The sequence below is a fragment of the Sphingopyxis sp. QXT-31 genome (assembly GCF_001984035.1).
Taxonomy (GTDB): Bacteria; Pseudomonadota; Alphaproteobacteria; order Sphingomonadales; family Sphingomonadaceae; genus Sphingopyxis.
The window spans coordinates 4,069,060-4,086,425 of sequence record NZ_CP019449.1; the positions used below are offsets into that span (position 1 = coordinate 4,069,060).

6 protein-coding genes are annotated in these 17,366 nt (G+C 68.8%); 1 reads left to right on the forward strand and 5 read right to left on the reverse strand.

Annotated features, from left to right (window positions below; genetic code table 11):
- The first annotated feature begins 24 nt into the window (after nucleotides 1-24).
- The gene (locus BWQ93_RS19515; protein ID WP_077031933.1) at nucleotides 25-873 is read left to right on the forward strand and encodes a phosphodiesterase; all 849 of its coding nucleotides are present in this window, start codon (nucleotides 25-27) and stop codon (nucleotides 871-873) included.
- Here the strand turns inward: BWQ93_RS19515 and BWQ93_RS19520 are convergent.
- From BWQ93_RS19520 to BWQ93_RS19540, 5 genes are all read right to left on the reverse strand, one after another.
- Nucleotides 870-1,907 (reverse strand): winged helix-turn-helix domain-containing protein, encoded by a 1,038-nt coding sequence (locus BWQ93_RS19520; protein WP_077031934.1) that lies wholly within the window; start codon nucleotides 1,905-1,907, stop codon nucleotides 870-872. The genes BWQ93_RS19515 and BWQ93_RS19520 overlap by 4 nt on opposite strands.
- Nucleotides 1,908-1,917: 10 nt before the next feature.
- Complete coding sequence (locus BWQ93_RS19525) at nucleotides 1,918-2,862, reverse strand: D-2-hydroxyacid dehydrogenase (RefSeq protein ID WP_077031935.1); 945 nt, start codon at nucleotides 2,860-2,862, stop codon at nucleotides 1,918-1,920.
- Nucleotides 2,863-2,883: 21 nt separating this feature from the next.
- Complete coding sequence (locus tag BWQ93_RS19530; RefSeq protein WP_077031936.1) at nucleotides 2,884-3,243, reverse strand: hypothetical protein; 360 nt, start codon at nucleotides 3,241-3,243, stop codon at nucleotides 2,884-2,886.
- A 357-nt stretch (nucleotides 3,244-3,600) separates the two neighbouring features.
- Entirely contained in the window at nucleotides 3,601-5,055 is a 1,455-nt protein-coding gene (gene cysS, locus BWQ93_RS19535) for a cysteine--tRNA ligase (RefSeq protein WP_077032567.1), read from the reverse strand.
- Between the two features lie 153 nt (nucleotides 5,056-5,208).
- A complete protein-coding gene (locus BWQ93_RS19540; RefSeq protein WP_077031937.1) occupies nucleotides 5,209-17,355 on the reverse strand; it encodes a hypothetical protein in 12,147 nt (4,048 codons plus the stop codon).
- Nucleotides 17,356-17,366: the final 11 nt, after the last annotated feature.

A 17,366-nucleotide genomic window follows, 5' to 3' on the forward strand; every position in this document is an offset into this window, starting at 1 on the left:
GGGCGGCCCGAGCAGGGGACCGATATGCTGATCGCCCAGATCACCGATATCCATATCGGGTTCGATCCGGACAATCCGGCGGAATATAACCGCAAGCGGCTCGACGAGGTCATCGATGTGCTCATCGACGGCCCGAACCGGCCCGACCTGCTGCTCGCGACCGGCGACATCACCGACCGCGGCGACCCCGACAGCTATCGCCGGCTGGCCAACGCCTTTTCGCGCTGCCCCTTTCCGGTGTGGCCCAGCGTCGGCAACCATGATCTGCGTGACAATTTCAGCGCGCAATTCCCGGGCTTCGACGACGGCAACGGCTTTATCCAATATACGATCGAGCTGCCCGAGCTGCGGCTGGTGACGGTCGATACGCTCGAAGAAGGGCGCCACGGCGGCGCTTTTTGCGAGACGCGCGCGGCGTGGCTCGACGCCGAGCTCGCGAATGACCCCGCCAAGCCCACCTATATCGTGATGCACCACCCGCCGGTCGAAAGCGGGATCGAGTGGATGAACACCCACCCCGACGAGCCTTGGGTCGGGGTCTTCACCGAGGTGGTGCGGCGCCACCCGCAGGTGCGCGGACTGATCTGCGGCCACCTCCACCGCAGCGTGACCGTCGCGTGGGAGGGGCGCACCGTCGCCATCTGCTCGTCAACCGCGCCGCAAGTGTCGCTCGACCTCCGCCCGATCGACGAGGACAAGCCCGACGACCGCCCGATGATCGTCGCCGAGGATCCGGCCTATGCGCTCCACCGCTGGAACGGGCGCGAACTGGTGAGCTTCTACGACCATGCCGGGGCGCACACGATGCTCGCCAAATATGACGAGCGGCTGCAGCCGCTGGTGCGCGAGCTGAAGGCCGAGCGGCCGGCTTAATCGAGCGCGAGGCGGCGCCGCGCGAAGACGAGCGCGGCGACGAGGCAGCCTGCGAACAGCGCGCCTTCCAGCGCCGCGGTTGCGATCTGGCTGACCGGGCCGATGCCGCTCTCGCCGAACAAACCGCCGATCGGATCGAGATGCGGGCGCGCGGTGGGGAAGGCCTGTGCCAGCAGCGCGAGGCTGCCGCCGAGCAGGCGTCCGCCGCTGAGCGCGATGGCGAGGCCGCCGAGCGCGCCAGCGAGTGCGGGCAGGCCGATGCTGCGGCGGAGCGACAGTGCGGGCGCGCGGTCGGCGAGCCAGGCGCCGACGCCGACCGCGGCGCCGAGCAGCGCGCCCTCGGGCGCGCCGGTGATGTCGCCGGGCGAGCGGCCGAAGAGCATCGCGAAGGCGTCGAGCCCGACGAGCTTGACGAGCGCGCCGACGATCAGGCCGCCGAAGGCGCCCCCCGCCACGGTCCAGGCGCCGCGATGCGTCGGTGCAAAGCCCGCGGCGGCGATGCCGAAGGCGACCCCGGCGCCGCCGAGCAGCGCGAGCGCGACGGTCATCGCGATGAGCACAAGCAAGATCGACAGCCCGCCACCCGCCGCCTGCGAAGCGCCCGCGAAGCCGTAGAGCATGCCGCCGAACAGCCCCGCGACGCCCCCGCCGAGCGTTCCCGCGCCGCCGAGCAGCAGCCATTGGCGGACGCCGAAACCGGCCGCGGGTTCGGCGGCAGGACGCGCGCCATCGCGCTCGACCGCCGCGACGAAACGATAGCCGTGCTTGGGCACCGTCTCGATGAAGCGCGGATGCGCGGCGTCGTCGCCGAGCTGCTTGCGCAGCGTGCGGATGCACTGGGTCAGCGCCTCGTCGGTGACGGGCACCCCACGCCACACCTCTTCGAGGAAGCGCTCCTTCGACACCAGCTTGCCTGCCTCGCGCACCAGCAGCGCGAGCGCGTCGAAATAGCGCGCGTTGAGTTCGACCGCGGCCCCATCGCAGAGCAACCGCCGGTCGGCGGGGTCGAGGCTGAAGCGATCGAAGCGCAGCATCGCCGGACGATCAATAGCCGAGCGTCAGGTCCACCTGCGGCGCAACCGGCTGGCCCTTCTGCCAGCGGTCGAGATTCTCGAGGAAGCGTTCCGCGGCGCGGACGAACATCTTGTCCTGCGCGCGGCCCGACAGGTGCATCGTGATATGCGCGTTGTCGAGCGTCCACAGCACGTCGTCGGCGGGCAGCGGCTCAGGGCTGGTCACGTCGAGGAAGGCCGCGGCGATCTGCTTGCTATCGAGCGCGGCGACGAGCGCGGCTTGGTCGACGACGCTGCCGCGCGCGATATTGACTAGGGTTGCCGTCGGCTTCATCGCCGCGAGCTCGGCCGCGCCGATCATGCCGTCGGTCTCGGGGGTCGCGGGGACCGCGAGGATCACCCAATCATAGTCGCCGAGCCGCGCGCGCCACTGGTCGGGGCCGAGCGTGTTCGGTCCGGGCGAGCGGCGCACGACCGTGACATCGACGTTAAACGCCTGCAGCCGCTCCTCGACCAGCTGGCCGATCGCGCCATAGCCGAGCAGCAGCGCCTTCGATCCGTAGAGTTCGACCTTGCCGGGCGAATCGAGCAGCCATTCGCGCCGCTCCTGCGCGCGCACGACCTCGCGATACCCCTTGGCGACGGTGAGCATGCCCATCACGACATATTCGGCGATGGTAATCGCGTTGATCCCGACGCCGTTGGTCAGCACCGCGCCGCGGTCGCGGAGCAGACCCAGCGGTATGCCGTCGACCCCGGCGTAGATCGAGTTCAGCCATTTGATGTTGGTCGCGGCGGTGATCGCGGCGGCCATGTCGCGCTTGTCGTACATGTCGAACCAGCCGATCTCGGCCGCGGGTGCGAGTTCCATCGCCTCCTCCTTCGATTGGAAGAAGCGCGGCTCGACCCATTCGGGCAGGCAGTTTTCGACGAGCGGGCGGATCAGGCCCGAGAGGACGGTGACGGTCTTTGACATGGACAGGCTGTACCCCGTGTTTCAGGCGGGAGAAAAGGCCCGCCACGCCACTATCGTCAAAAAGGGCAGCCCGGCAAGGTCGGCGAGCGCGATGGGGCGCAGCGCGGGCGGCGATCCCGCCTGCCAATAGAGCGCGAGGAAGCTCAGCATCGAGATTGCGGCGGCGAGGCTGGCGAGGCGGCGCACCCCGGGATCGAACGCCGCCCAGACGCAGATGGCGAGGACGACGAGGAACAGCGCGGCGCGGTGGTGGAGCAGCAGGAAGACCGGGCTCTGCGCATCGACGGCATAGAGCCGCGTCAGCATCGCAGGCCGGAAAAAGGCAAGCGCCGGCATCAGGTGGATGAGCGCGAGGAGGAGCCAGGCGATGCGGTCGAGCATGGCGGCGAGGGTAGCACTTACAGGGGTGTAAGCAAGGGGGTGGGCTGCCTTTGCCCTATTCCAAAGTTCAGGAAAGTTCAGCCCTGTGGGCTTCCCCGACCGGGGCCCCGGCCGCCGCTCTTATCGAGTCGGTGAAAAGAGCCAGAAGCGATGCTTGCATGGCCGGATAATGTAGGAAAGGCCTTTTTTGAAAACGACGGCGGTTTTGGGGTGGAGGAGCGGACAGTCCGCTTATTGATCGTCACCCCGGCGAAGGCCGGGGTCTCGCCCTCTCGCTATGACGCACCGGCGAGATCCCGGCCTTCGCCGGGATGACGGAAAGCGACCGAAGTCCGCCCTTCGCCGTGGCTGCGACGGCTACGCCTCCAGCCGCCAGTCCCAGCCGAGCGGGTCGCCGTCCATCACCTCGACCCCTGCCGCGATAAGCTCGTCGCGCAGCGTGTCCGATGTCGCGAAATCCTTCGCCGCCCGCGCTTCCTTGCGGCGCAGCAGGGTGGCCTCGATCTCGTCCTCGCCGATCGCTGCCGTCTTCGGACGGACGCGCAGGCCGGCGCGGTCGATCGTCAGCAGGTCGAGCCCGAGCACCGCGTCCATCGCGGCGAGCGCGCCGCGTTTCTGGCCGGCGTCGATCTTCTTCATCGCCGCGGCTTCTTCGAGAACGGTCAGCGCGACCGCGGTGTTGAGGTCATCGGACATCGCGGCGTCGAACTTCGCGAGCAAATCGGTCAGGCGGCGGTCAGCGACCTCGACGGCTTCCACGTCGCCAACCGTCGCGGCGGCCATCACCATCCGCTTCAACCGCGTCAGCGCCGCCCCCAGCCCTTCCCAGCTGAACTCCAGCTCGCTGCGATAATGCGCCTGCAGGCACATCAGCCGGTACGCCAGCGGATGGTAACCCTTGTCGATCAAGAGCTGTACGCGCAAAAACTCGCCGCTCGACTTCGACATCTTGCCCGAGCGTTCGACGAGGAAATTATTGTGCATCCAGAAGCGCGCGCCGCTCGCGTCGCTGCAGCTGTGCGCCTGGTTCTGCGCGATCTCGTTCGGATGGTGGATCTCGCGGTGGTCGATGCCGCCGGTGTGGATGTCGAAGGGGAAGCCGAGCAGCGCCTCCGACATCACCGAGCATTCGAGGTGCCAGCCCGGCGCGCCACGGCCCCAAGGCGAATCCCATTCCATCTGGCGCGTCTCGCCCGCGGGGGTCTTGCGCCAGATCGCGAAGTCGGCGGGATGGCGCTTGCCATCGACGGGGTCGATGCGGCTCTCGCCCTCATCGGTGCCATGACGCGCGAGGCGACCGTAATCGGCGACGGTGGTCGTGTCGAAATAGAGGCCGCTATCGAGTTCGTAGCAATGCTTCTCGGCGATCGCCTTGGCGAAGTCGATCATCTGCGGCACATAGTCGGTGGCGATCGACCAATGCGCCGGCTGGCGGATGTTGAGCGCCTTCACGTCGGCCCAATAGGCCTCGGTATAGTGGCGCGCGATGTCCCAGATCGACTGCGCCTTCTCCGCCGCGGCCTTCTCCAATTTGTCCTCGCCCGCATCGGCGTCGTCGGTCAGATGGCCGACATCGGTGATGTTGATGACATGGGTCAGCTTATAGCCCTTATACGACAGCGTGCGGCCCAAAGTGTCGGCGAAGACATAGGCGCGCATATTGCCGATGTGGGGGTAGTTGTAGACCGTCGGGCCGCAGCTGTAGACGCGCGCCTCGCCCGGGTGGACGGGGACGAATTCCTCATGGGAGCGCGTCAGGCTGTTGAACAGCTTCAGCGGCGGGCCGGAAGCGGGGGATGCGGCGTCGGTCATGTCCGCGCCCATGCCCCGCGCCGGGGTTTGCCGTCAACTGCGTTGAGGCGAAGCGGCACCGGCCCGCTCCCCCACCCGGCCTCCCATAGGCTACTATCGTTGGGGAGGCCGGGTGGGGGGGCGGGCCGGTGCCGCCCTCCGCAAGAGGACGCCTTACTCGGCCGGCGGCGTCCACAGATCGTCGTTGCCCGCGCCGGTCACCGGATCGTCGAGCAACGGCTCGCCGGTGAGCGGGTCGAGGTCGCGCATCGTGATCAGCGGGGTCGGCAGGCTCATGCCTTCCGCGTCTTCGCCTTCCTCATCCTCTTCTTCCTGATCGCGGATGACGTCCTGGACCGGGAAGGAGGATTCGAACTCGAGGAAGGCGCAGGTCGTCGAACTGACGATCAGGCAGCCGTTCATCGTCGACCCCGAGTCGAAGGCGAGGCCGCTGCCGCTCAAGGGTCCGCTGCCGATCACGAAGCCGTCGATCGACAGCAGCCCGATCGCGTCGAGCCCGGTGACCTGGCCCGACGGGCCGAGGTGCACGCCGTTGATGACGATGCGGCTGTCGGCGCCCGCGACGTTCACATTGAGCCCCAGCGGCCCGAAGGTCAGCCCGCGGCGCTGCGCGAAGCGCGTGCCTTCGCCGCTGTTCTGAACATAGAAGCCCCCCTCGACGGTGACGTCGATGCCGCCCGCGAAGAGCGCGCCGTCGTCGAGGACGATGCCGTCGTTCTGGCCGAGCCGTTCGTCGATCGCGTCGATGTCGGGCGCCGCCGCGACGTCGGCGATCGCATCGGCGGTCGCGACGATGACGTCCTCCGACTGCAGGATCAGCCGGCCGGCGGGGGTCGATGCTCCGCTCGTGCTGCCCCCGGTCAGGCGGATCGTGCCTTCGCCCAGGATCACCTCGAGCGCTTCGTCAGCGGTGATGCGGAAACTGTTGGCGTCGGTCATTCCCGTCAGCGCTGCGTCGCCGATCACGCGGGCCTTGCCCTGCGTCGCGATCGTCAGCGAACCGCTGGCGCCAAGGTTCGAGGTCGACGAGCCTGCGGTAAGCGTGAAGTCGTCGATCACGACCGCGGGCGGCGTGCTGCTGCCGACGCTGGCGATCGCAGGCCCGCCCGGCGCCGCGGCGACGAAGCCGCCGTTGTTGCCGCCGAGGTCGGGCGCCAGGATCGTGATGTCGCCCGCGAACAGGCGCGTCATCTCGGTCTGGTCGATATGATAGCCGTCCCGCGTGCCGGTGCCGCCGATATAGGTCACGCTGTCCTGGTCGATGTTGCGGACCTCGAGCGCCTGCGTCGTGCCCTGCGTGCCGAGGCGGCCGCCGGAGCCGATCGTGATGTCGCCCGAGGCGACGATCATCGAGCGCCCGACCACCGCGCCGTTGACGGTCAGCATGTCGCGCGCCTGTGCCCCCAATGCGTTGGCGGCGGTGACATTGCCGAGGGTCATGGTCGTTTCGGCGCCGAGTTCGACCTCGTTGCCGCTGAGCTGGGTGACGCTGAGGCTTCCGTCGCTGCCGATGAAGGCGCGGCCGGCGACCGAACCGCTGGTCACCGACACATTGCTGCCGCCGAAGATGATCGCATCGCCGACGTCGGTCTCGATATTGCTGAACACCGCCGTGCCGGCCAGGGCGTTGACGAAGATCGAATTGCCGGTGAGCGCAATCGGTCCGGCCGAATTGAGCGCGCCGAGGCGGATTTCGCCGTCATCGGAATTGACCGTCGTCTGGCCGCCGCTGAGCAGGCTGTCCGCGGTAACGCCGCCCGCGCCGGCGAGCGCCATGGCGCCCCCGGCACCGGTCGCTGCGCGGCGGATGAAGAGCTGATCGCCCGCCGACAGCGTCATGGCATTGCCCGCGCTGAGCGAACCGCCGACGATCGTGCCTGTGGCGGTGATCGTCATGTTGCGCCCTGCAGTCAGCGTATCGACCGGCGTGCTGTTCGACCCGACAACATCGATGAGATCGACCGAGGCGGCATTCATGCGGATGTCGCGGCCAGCGGTGGCCATGGCGTCGAACCGCGCGAGGCCGCCGCTGCTGACGATCAGGTCGTCGAACGCGTCAATGTCCGCAAACGAGGCATTGCCGCCCGAATTGGCGCTGATGTTCGACCCGCCGGCCGTGTTGCCGATTCCCCGCGTTTCGGCGCCGCTCAGCCCGAGCGTGGTGGCGGCGAAGAGGACGATGTCGTCACCGGCGCTCAGGCCCGCCGCGTTGATCGACCCGTCGCTCGACGTGATGAAGATGTCGGAGCCGTTGACCGCGCTCGTGCCTTCGCCCTGGCTGATGGTAAAGCCATTGGCGGTGTAGTCGAGCGCCACATTGTCGGGACCGCTGCCCGTTGCGGTCGCCCCGTTCACGGTCACATCGCCGACCGAGCGGATGTCGAGGTCGTCGCCCGCGGTCACATTGGTCAGCGCGACGCCGCTGGCGCCCGCGACGGGCAAGAGAACATTGCCGAAACCACCGGTCCGCACGAGCAGGTCCTCGCCCGCCGCGACATTGGTCAGCTCGACCGCGCCGCCGGCATTGACGCCGACCATGCGTGCGGCGCCGCTGTTCGTCAGCACCACGTCGCCGCCCGCATCAATGAACAGATTGCCGTCATAATCGCGGCCGATGGGATCGACGCCGCCACCCGTGGCCGTCGCCGAGACCCTGATGTCGCCGCCGGCAAGCATCTGGACGTCGCCGTCGGTCGACAGGAAATTGCCGGTGATGTCGCCCGCCGCATCGACGCCGATCAGGCCGTAGATATCGACGGTGTTGAAGGACGCGTCGCCGCCGGTCGCGATGGCCTCGAAGGTTTGGTCGCCCTGGATCGCGCCGGTGATCGCGATGCTGTTGCCGACCAGTCCGACGCTGCCGCCCGCGGTGATCGAACCGCCGCGGATGCCTTCGGCCCCGGGTGCGTCTCCGCTGGCGAACAGGCTGACCAGCCCGTCGGCGTCGAGCGCGTTGAAGCCGACCGACTGCCCTATGACGACGATATTGCCGCCCGCGGTCGAATTGCCGAGGTTCGCCGCGCCGCTGGTCGTGACCTCGATATTGCCGTCAGCGATGATCGAGTTGAGACCGGTGGTGAAGCTGGCCGTGTTGACGATGAAATTGCCCGCCGCCTCGCCATGGCCGACGACGACATTGCCGACGACGTCGATGCCGCTGTTGCTGCCGACCTCGCCCGCATCGGGGTTGGTCCCGGTCGCGTCCATGAAGGCGATGTCGACATCGCCGCGGCCGAAGACGCGGATATCGTCGCCCGCGACGAGGCGGTTGAAACTGCCGCCGGCGGCGGTGACGATCTCCAGATCGCTTGCTGCCTGGACGGTGCCCGCCGAATTGACCGCACCGGTGATCGCGATCAGCCCGACGTCGCCGCCGCCCGTGACATTGCCGACGGTGATGGCGCCGCCGGTGATGTCGATCAGGCTGTCGGCATTGATGTCACCCGTCAGGTCGACCAGCGTCTGCCCCTGAACGACAAATGGACCACCGACGTCGATCGCTCCGGTACCGTGGATGCCGCCGGTGGTCGAGGTCAGCGCAAGTGCGCCGGCATCGACGGTGACGTCGTTGAGTTCGATGCTGGCGCCCTGGACCTGCAACTGGTTCGTCGCGGCGAGGTCGCCGGTCAGGTCGATCGCGCCGTCCGCGAAGACGGTCATATTGTTGCCCGAGGTCAGGGCGTTGGCCGCGATCGCCCCGCCGGCGTCGATCAGCAGGTTGCCGCCCGCGCTGGCGTTGCCGATGTCGATCGCGCCGCCTGCGGTCAGCGACAGCGCGTTGCTGGCGCCGAGCAGGCGGTTGTTGTCATGCGTGATGTCGCCGCCGGCACTGAAGGTGACATTGACGCCGCTGACGTCGCCATTGGTGACGATATTGCCCGTCGTTGCGGTCAGGCCGACGTCGGTTCCGGCCGCGACCGACTGGAGGTCGAGCCCGGTGCCGCGGATCGTCGTGGCGAACCCCGATTCGATCGGGCCGGTGGCCGTCACCGTCCGCGCCGAGGTCAGAACGACATTCGCGCCGGCGTCGGCGCTGGCCAGCGTGAGCGGGCCGCCCGTGGTGGTGGCGGTCAGCGTTCCGCCGGCCTCGACATCCTGCAGCGCGATGCTGAGCGCGTTGATGGTGACATCGTCGGCGGCAAAGCTGTCGCCGGTGACCGTCAGCGTGCCGGTGATGTCGATCACAGCGTTGCTGCCGATCTCTTCGCCCTGCGGGTTTGTGCCGTTGGCGCTGAGCGAGGCGATAGTGACCGCGCCGCCGCCGGTAATGCCGATATCGTCGCCCGCGACCAGAGTGTTGAGCATTGCACCCTGCGTGGTCGAAATGATGAGATCCTGGCCCGCGCTGAGCAGGCCGGTCGAGGTCACCGCGCCGTTCGTCGCGGCGATCGAGACGAATCCATTGGCCGAGACGTTGCCGAGGTTGACACTGGCGCCGCGCAGGTCGGCCGACGAGGCCGCAACGATGTTGCCGGTCAGGTCGACCGCACCGGTGGCCAGCGCGGTGACGCCGCCATTGGCGGTGATCGGCCCGGTCCCGCTGATTTCGCCGGCGGTCGAGAAGAAGGCGATATTGCCGCCGCCGACGGCGTTGTTGCCCAGTTCGACCTCGCTGCCGAGGATCGAGACGAGCAGCGCGCCGAAGGCGTCGCCGGTCAGGGTGACGGCACCATTGGCGTCGAGCGCCAATATCCGTCCGGCGGTGAGCGCGTTGGCGTCGATCGTGCCGCCGGCGGTGAAGCGCATATTGTCGCCCGACGTGGCGTTGCCCACATCGATATTGCCGCCCGCGGTGAGCGTCAGGATGTTCGTCGCGCCGAGCAGGCTGTCATTGTCGTGGACGATGTCGCCGGCGGCGTCGAAGGTGACGTTGACGCCGCTGACGTCGCCGCCGGTGACGATGTTGCCCACCGTCGCGGTCAGGTCGACATCGCCACCCGCCGCGATCGCCTGAAGGTCGAGGTTGCGGCCGGTTGCCGTGGTGTCGCCGCCCGATTGCAGCAGCCCGGTCGCGACGACGTCGCGCGCCGAGGTCAGCGTAATGTTGTTCGCGACGTCGGCGCCGGTCAGCGTGATCGGGCCGCCGGTCGAGGTCGCGGTGAAGGACCCGCCCGCCTCGACGTCCTGCAGCGCGATGCTGGTCGCATTGAAGGTCACGTCGCTGGCTGCAAAGGTGCTGCCGGTGACGGTCAGCGTGCCGGTGACCGAGCCCACGACATTGCTGCCGATTTCCTCGCCCTGCGGGTTGCTGCCTTCTGCGGTGATCGAGGCGACGGTCACGTCGCCGCCGGCGGTGATCGACACATCGTCGCCTGCGACCAGCGCATTCAATGTGCCGCCCGCGGCGGCATCGAGGATGACGTCGGAGCCTGCTGTGAGCGTGCCGGTCGCGTTGATCTGGCCGCTGGTCGCGGTCAGGAAGACGAAGGAACTGGAGTTCACGTCGGCGACGTCGATCGACGCCCCCCGCATCTGGACATAATTGCCGCCCGTGGCGGTACCGGTGATCACGATCGCGCCCGCGGCATCGACCTCGAGCGACGAAAGCGTGGTGACGTCGCCGTCGGCGGTGATGTCGCCGTCGGTCGCGCGCAGCACGATCTGGCCGACATTGCCGATCGCGCTTTGCATGTCGATGCTGGCACCCTCGATGAAGATACCGCCGCTGGTGACGTCGCCGGTGATGTTGACCGCACTGACCGCGTCGATGACGGTGAAGTCGGCGGTGATCGCGCCGGTGTCGACGGTGCCGCCCGCGGTCAGGCGCGTCTGTCCGACCGTGTTCGTCGTGCCGTTGATCGCGATATTGCCCGCGGTGTCGATATAGGCGCCCGACCCGTTGATGTCGTTGTCGAACCCGCCCGCGGTGGTCAGCACGCTGGCCGCGCTCACGTCGCCGCTGGCGGTGATGCGGATGTCGTCGCCCGCCGCGAGGTCGGCGAACTGGCCGGTGGTCGCCGAGGTGGCCGTCAGGTCATGGCCCGCCGACAGCGCGCCGATCGCGCTGATCCCGCCCGCGGTCGAGGTCAGGATGATGTCGGTGCCCGCGGTGACCGATTCGAGGTCGAGGCTGCTGCCGGTGATCGTCGTGACCAGCCCCGAGCGGATCGTGTTGGTGGTGGTGACGACACCGCTGGCGGTCGCGGTCAGATTGTCGAAGGCGACGGCGTTCGACGCGTCTATCGTACCCGCCGAGGCGGTGAGCACGATGTTCGACAGGTCGGTGGGACCCGTCTGAATCTGCCATATGTTCGGGCCGCCGGCCGAGCCGGGCGCGAAGATCATGCTGCGCCCGTCGGGTCCGGTGCCGGTGGTCGATACATTGTCGACGATGACGCAGCAGGTGCCCGTGAAGATCAGATCGTCCCCCGCCAGCGAATTGGTGACGGTCGCGGTGTTGCCGGCGGTGACGTAGAGATCTTCGCCCGCGGTCGCGCCATCGACATTGGCGTTGGTGCCTGCGCCGACCCCGACCATCGTCGCGGCGCTGCTGCCCGCGAGCAGATTGGCATCGCCCGCGGCGTGCAGGAACAGATAACCCTCGGACGGGCCGTTCGGGCCGACATAGGTGCCGGCGGCGTCCGCCTGCGCCGTGATGTTGGTGTCCGCGGTCAGGCTGACGTTGCCGCCGGCGGTATAGGTGCCGGCGATGTCGCCGGCGCTGCGGATGACGATGTCGCCGTCGGTGGTGCCCGACAGCCGCGCATTGCCCCCCGTGGCAAGGGCGAACAGCGAGTCGGTGGTGAAGACGCCGTCGTTGATCCGGATGCCGTTGCCGGTCAGCGTCACATTGTCACCCGCGTCGATGCGGTTGCCAAGGATCGCGTCGCCGCCCGGAACCACGCCGGTCGCGGTCAGGCCGACCGTGGTGCCCGCGTCGATTTCATTGAAGACGATCGACTGGCCGGTCACGGCAATGAAGCCGCCCGCCTGCGAATTGCCGAGGTCGACCGCGCCGACCGACGTGATGTCGATGTCGCCGCCGGTGATGATCGTGTCGAGCCCGGTCGAGAAGCTGCCGACGTCGGCGGTGAAATCATTGTCGGCCTCGGCATGGTCGACGGTCGCCGCGCCGGAGGTGCCGACGAAGATGTTGCTGCCGTCGAGTTCGGAATCGAGCCCGGTGCCGTTGGTGATCAGATTGCCCGCCACGATCGTATTGCCGATCAGGCTGATGTCGTCACCCGCCGTGGCGTCGTTGATCGCCACTTCGTCGCGCGCGTTCGCGGCCAGGTCGTCGCCGCTGGTGGTGGTGCCATAGACGTTGATGCGTCCGTTCGCCGCGAGCAGCAGCGTCAGGTTCGCGGCGTCGAGCGAATCGACATCGATCGCGCTGTTGAAGCCGGTCGCATTCATGAACAGGCTGGTGCCCGCGCTGACCAGGCTGCCCGGCGCGCTGCGGATCGAATTGACCGCGGTGAAGGAGGCCTGACCGCCGGTCTGGATCGTCGGCGCCGCGCCCGTGCGGAAATCGTGGCGGATATCGACCTGGTCGCCCGCGTTGACGGTAAGCGCTCCGCCGACGTTGAACTGGCCGGTGCCCTGGGCATAGACGCCGACCGAGGCGCCCTGATTGCCGTTGGTCCCCGTGGTATCGAGCGTCACCGCGCCGTCGGTCTGGATGAGGCCGCCGTCCGTGATGCCGAGGAAGATGCCCGTCGTGGCGAGGTCGGTGTCGTTGTTGGTCGGGCTGGCCGACCCCTGCGCGGTCGCGGTCAGGCTGGTCATAGCGATCGTGCCCGCCGACCGGATATCGATCCGCCCGGCCAAGAAGCCGCTGGCGTCGATATCGACGGCGCCGAAATTGATCGAGCCGGGGTTGTTGAGCGAACCGAACGCCTCCAGAATGACGGTGCCGCCTTGGTCTGAGAAGGCGCCGCCGTCGCCGAGACTGCCGCCTTCGCCGACGCCGCCCAAGCCGCTGTCGCCGGAGATTCCGCCTGCGGTGATTGAGACAGGATTGCCGTTTGAGGTCAGCGTGCCGCCGTTGACGCCGAGGCGAACGGTGCCCCCCAGCCCACCGCCGCCTATGCCGCCCTGGCCGCCGACGAAGCCGACGACGATGTCGTCCATCGTGCCGAGCATGCCGTCGGGGCCGGGCAGGGTCTGCGTACCTGGATTGTCGGCGCCGTTGCCGCCCGCGCCGCCGATGCCATTGCTGCCGAGCGCCGCGACGCCGAGGCGCCCGACGCCGAGTTCGATCGTGCCGTCGTTGGCGATCAGTTCGACCGAACCGCCGCGCCCGTCGCCGCCGTTGCCGCCGTTGGGGCCGAAGCGCGGGCTATTGCCCGCATAGAGCGCGCCATCGCCGCCGCTGCCGCCCGTACCCGTGGTGACGAAATTGGCGTCGGTCACGACCGCGCGCGCGTTGGCGCCTTCGGCCTGGATGCGCGCGATGCCGCCTTCGGCATAGCCGCCTTGGCCGCCGGTGCCGTCCAGCCCGTCGCCGCCGTCGCCGCCCGTCGCGCTCGCGTCGAGCACCGCGGCGACATTGCCCGCGTTGAAATCGGTGACGATCAACTGGGCGACGCCGCCGCGCCCTTCGCCGCCGGCGCCGCCTGTATTGTGGGTGCCGCCATCGCCGCCCGCGCCGATCGCGAAGCTGCTGACCGTCCCTGTCGCGGCAACCGCGGTCGCGAGATTGATCGTCGCCGTGCCGCCCTGGCCGTTACCGCCGGAGCCGCCGAACACCGCGCCGCCGACCGGACCCGAATTGAGATCGACCAGCCCGCCCCCGGCGCCGCCGAAGCCGCCCGCGTCGGTGGTGATGTCGCTGGTAGTCAACGTGCCAGCGGTCAGGTTGATCGCGGCCGTACCGCCCTGCGCATTTCCGCCATTGCCGGCGTTGCCGACGACGCCGTTGACCGACACGAAATTGCCGCCGTCGCCGCCGATGCCCGAGGCAAAGGCGTTCAGCGTCGTAGTGGTCACGACGGCGGTGCCGTCGAGGTTGATCGTCGCGGTGCCGCCTTGGCCATAGCCGCCGTCTTCGCCGTCGACCGGGTTCGCCGGGTCATTGTCGTCGCCGGTGAGACCGATGCCGCCGGTGCCCGCGGCCACCGCGCTGATGTTGGTCGCGTCGAGCGTGCCGCCCAGGAGGTCGATCGTGGCGGTGCCGCCGAAGCCCGAGCCGCCGGTCAGAATCCGCCCGCCGCTGCCGCCGAAGCCGGCGGCAGAAACGACGAGATCGCCGACCGTGACCGCGCCCCCGCTCTGGGTGTAGCCCGCCTGGCCGCCGCGGCCTTCGCCGGTGTTGCCCGTGACGATGCCGCTGAATCCGCTTGCCGACAGCGACAGCGCGCCGCCGGTGAGCTGGCCGCCCTGGACGTTGAAGCCGATGTTACCGCCATTGCCCGCCGCGGTGCCGCGCAGGAAGGCTGCGCCCTCGAACGGCGCCGCCGCGCGCCCGTCGGCGGTGGCCGAGATCGTCTGGAAGTTGAGCGTGCTGGGGTTGAGGTTGTTGTCGAGGATGTCGAACTGAATCGTGCCGCCCAGCCCAAGCACGATATTGCCCGCCGCGCTGGAATCGCCGCCGGCGATGCCGGTCGACGAGAAGAAGCTGTTGTGGCCGAAATCGAGCGTGCCGCCGTCGATGGTGACGCCGATCCGGCCGCCGGTCGCCGCGGTGCCGCCCTGCGCCACGCCCGCGGCTGCATCGACCGAAAAGAAGCTGACCCCCGCGCTGTCGACCGCGTTGATCAGGCCGGTGTTGGCGGCGCGAATATCGATGGTGCCGCCGAGCGAACGGCCGGACGTTCCGGTGACATTGTCGCTGATCGACCGCGCGGTGACGCTGAAGCTGCCCACCGTGATGGTGCCGCCGTCGGCGGTCAGGTCGATGTCGCCGCCGGTCGAGATGCCCGCGCTGGTCGGAATCGTGGTGCTGAACTGGCCCGCGTCGGCGTTGATCAGGAAATCGGTGCCGACGGTGATCGTGGCGAGTCCCGTCGCCAGGACGTTGACGTTGCCGCCGTCGGAGCTGCCGACATTGTTCGCGGCGCCCGCGACCGCACCGGCATTGGCGGTCAAACTGTTTGTCGTGCCCAGCATTCCGCCATTGTCGGCGGTGATGGCAATCGTGCCGCCGGTCGCATTGCCGGAGGTCGCGTTGGCGCCGGCGACGTCTTCGGCGCTGCCGCCCGTCGCGCTCGCGTCGAGGACCAGCGTATCGACGGTCAGGTTGCTGAGGGTCGAGGTGATGATGGCGCTGCCGCCGGTCGCATTGCCGCCGGTGGCATTGGCGCCATTGGCGCCGCCGCCAAGACCCGCCGCGGTCAGCGTCAGTGCTCCGAGCGACGAAGGCGACGAGAAATCGGTCGATTGCTCGACCTCGGCAGTGCCGCCGGTGCCGTCGCCGGCGTTCGCCGACAGGAAGGTTCCGAAGATCGGCAGCGAGACGGTGCCGCCCCCGACGCCGCTGGCGTTGATATTGGTGATCGGCGAAGTGACACTCGTGCCGCCGGTCAGGACGCGCAGCGTCGCCGTGCCGCCGGTGCCGTTGCCCGACTGCGTCGTGCCGGTGGCGCCGGTACCGGTGGCATTGACGTTGATCGCGGTGTTGGCGGTGATATTGCCGCCATTCTGCGCGATCAGCGTCGCAGTGCCGCCCTGGCCGTTGCCGCTGATATCGGCGACCTGGGTGCCGAGCGTGATGCTGGAGGTAAAGCCGCCGCCGCGGCCGTTCGCCTGCACGGTGATGTTGTTGGCGGTCAGCGAGCCGCCGGTCTCGACCGTCAGGCTGGCGGTGCCGCCGGTGCCGTCGCCGCCGTTGCCCGCGGCGTCGAAACCGCCGGTGCCGGCCGCCGAAACGATGAGATTGCCCGCCACGACCGTGCCGCCGGTGATGTCGAACAAAGCCGTGCCGCCCGTCGCGTCGCCGGTCACCGCATCGGCGATGCCGTTCGCGGTGACGTTCAGCGTGCCGAGCACCGCCAGTCCGCCGCCCGTCACATTGACGTCGGCGCGGCCCGCGGTGCCGCCCACACCGTTCGACTGCACGACCATATTGCCCGTCGCGCCGACGAGCTGGTTCGCGCCGACGTTCAGCGTCGCGCTGGCATCGCCGGTGAAATTCGCATTGCCCTGGACGATCAGCCGCCCGATGTGCGGCGGCGGTGCCGCGACGACCGGTCCGGGCGTCGGGATGGTCGCAAGCGGCCCGGCGACGAGGTCGCCGCTGGCGCGCGCGGTCACGCTGCTCTGGAAGATGGTGTCGGCGATGGTGATGTTCGCGGGACCGACCGCGGGGCCGGTGATCGCACCATTGTCGACATTATAGCCCGCCGACAGCACGACCGCGCCGTCGGGGTCGGTCTGCGCAACCGCGGCGTCCTGATAGCCGAGCTGGCCCGAGATCAGCATCGTGACTGCGTCGTTCTTCGGGATCGCGACCAGGTAGACACGGCTCTGGTCGGTGTCGCCCTGCTGGTGCGCGGGGCCGCCGGTCACGCCGGTGTGGGTGATGGCGTTGCCGCCCTCGGCCCCGACGGTGACATTGATGTCGAACAGGCCGTTGTTGATCGTGATGTCGGCCTGTTCGGCTGCGACGAGCGCCGCCGACCCGTCGACGTCGATCAGCCCGCCCTGGTTGATGCGCGGCGCGACGAGCGCGATATAGCTGCTGCCCGGATTGCCGGGATTTGCGGCGCTGATGAAGCTCTGCGGGCTGATGTCGATCGACGAGGTGCTGCCCGACGCCCCGCGGAAGCGGATCTCGCCGCCCGGGCCGAACAAGCCGCCCGTCGTGTCGATGTCGTTCGCGGTCAGCACCAGGCTGCCGACGTTGATCACCGCGCGCGCGCCGATCAGGATGCCGCCGGCGTTGTAGAACCAGATATTGCCGCCTTGGACGGCGCCGGCACCCGCGGCGGGCGAGCCGACATAGGAGTTTACGTTGCCGTTGAGCGCGATCTGGCGGCTGATCGGGATTGGCAGGCCGCTTAGCGGATCGATGGCGATGAAGCGGTTGAGCACGGTGTAATTGCCGGTGCCGTAATATTCGAGCGTGTTGGTAGCCGGCAGGAAGTCGATGGGCGCGCCCGCGGGGGCGGTATCGGTGGGGGTCCAGTTGATGATCGTCTGCGTGGTGGTGGTGGTGACCCGTGTGGTGGCAGGCGGGATGCCCGGCTGGCCGGTCGACTGGATCGTGCCCCCTCCGCTGACGATGCTGCCCGATCCCTGCACCTGCGCCAGCGTGGGGCCGCCGAGCGCGAGCGCCGCCATCCCCGCCGCGATCGCGCAACTGGTCAGCAGGCGCTGTTTGCCCTTGCGGGCGGGAGCGGTCGAAGCACTGGAACGCATGGCGGACATCC

Excerpts from the sequence above, each read along its gene's own strand:
- BWQ93_RS19515 (WP_077031933.1), top strand. The coding sequence starts at position 25 with ATGCTGATCGCCCAGATCACCGATATCCATATCGGGTTCGATCCGGAC.
- BWQ93_RS19520 (WP_077031934.1), bottom strand. The coding sequence starts at position 1,907 with ATGCTGCGCTTCGATCGCTTCAGCCTCGACCCCGCCGACCGGCGGTTG.
- BWQ93_RS19525 (WP_077031935.1), bottom strand. The coding sequence starts at position 2,862 with ATGTCAAAGACCGTCACCGTCCTCTCGGGCCTGATCCGCCCGCTCGTC.
- BWQ93_RS19530 (WP_077031936.1), bottom strand. The coding sequence starts at position 3,243 with ATGCTCGACCGCATCGCCTGGCTCCTCCTCGCGCTCATCCACCTGATG.
- cysS (WP_077032567.1), bottom strand. The coding sequence starts at position 5,055 with ATGACCGACGCCGCATCCCCCGCTTCCGGCCCGCCGCTGAAGCTGTTC.
- BWQ93_RS19540 (WP_077031937.1), bottom strand. The coding sequence starts at position 17,355 with ATGCGTTCCAGTGCTTCGACCGCTCCCGCCCGCAAGGGCAAACAGCGC.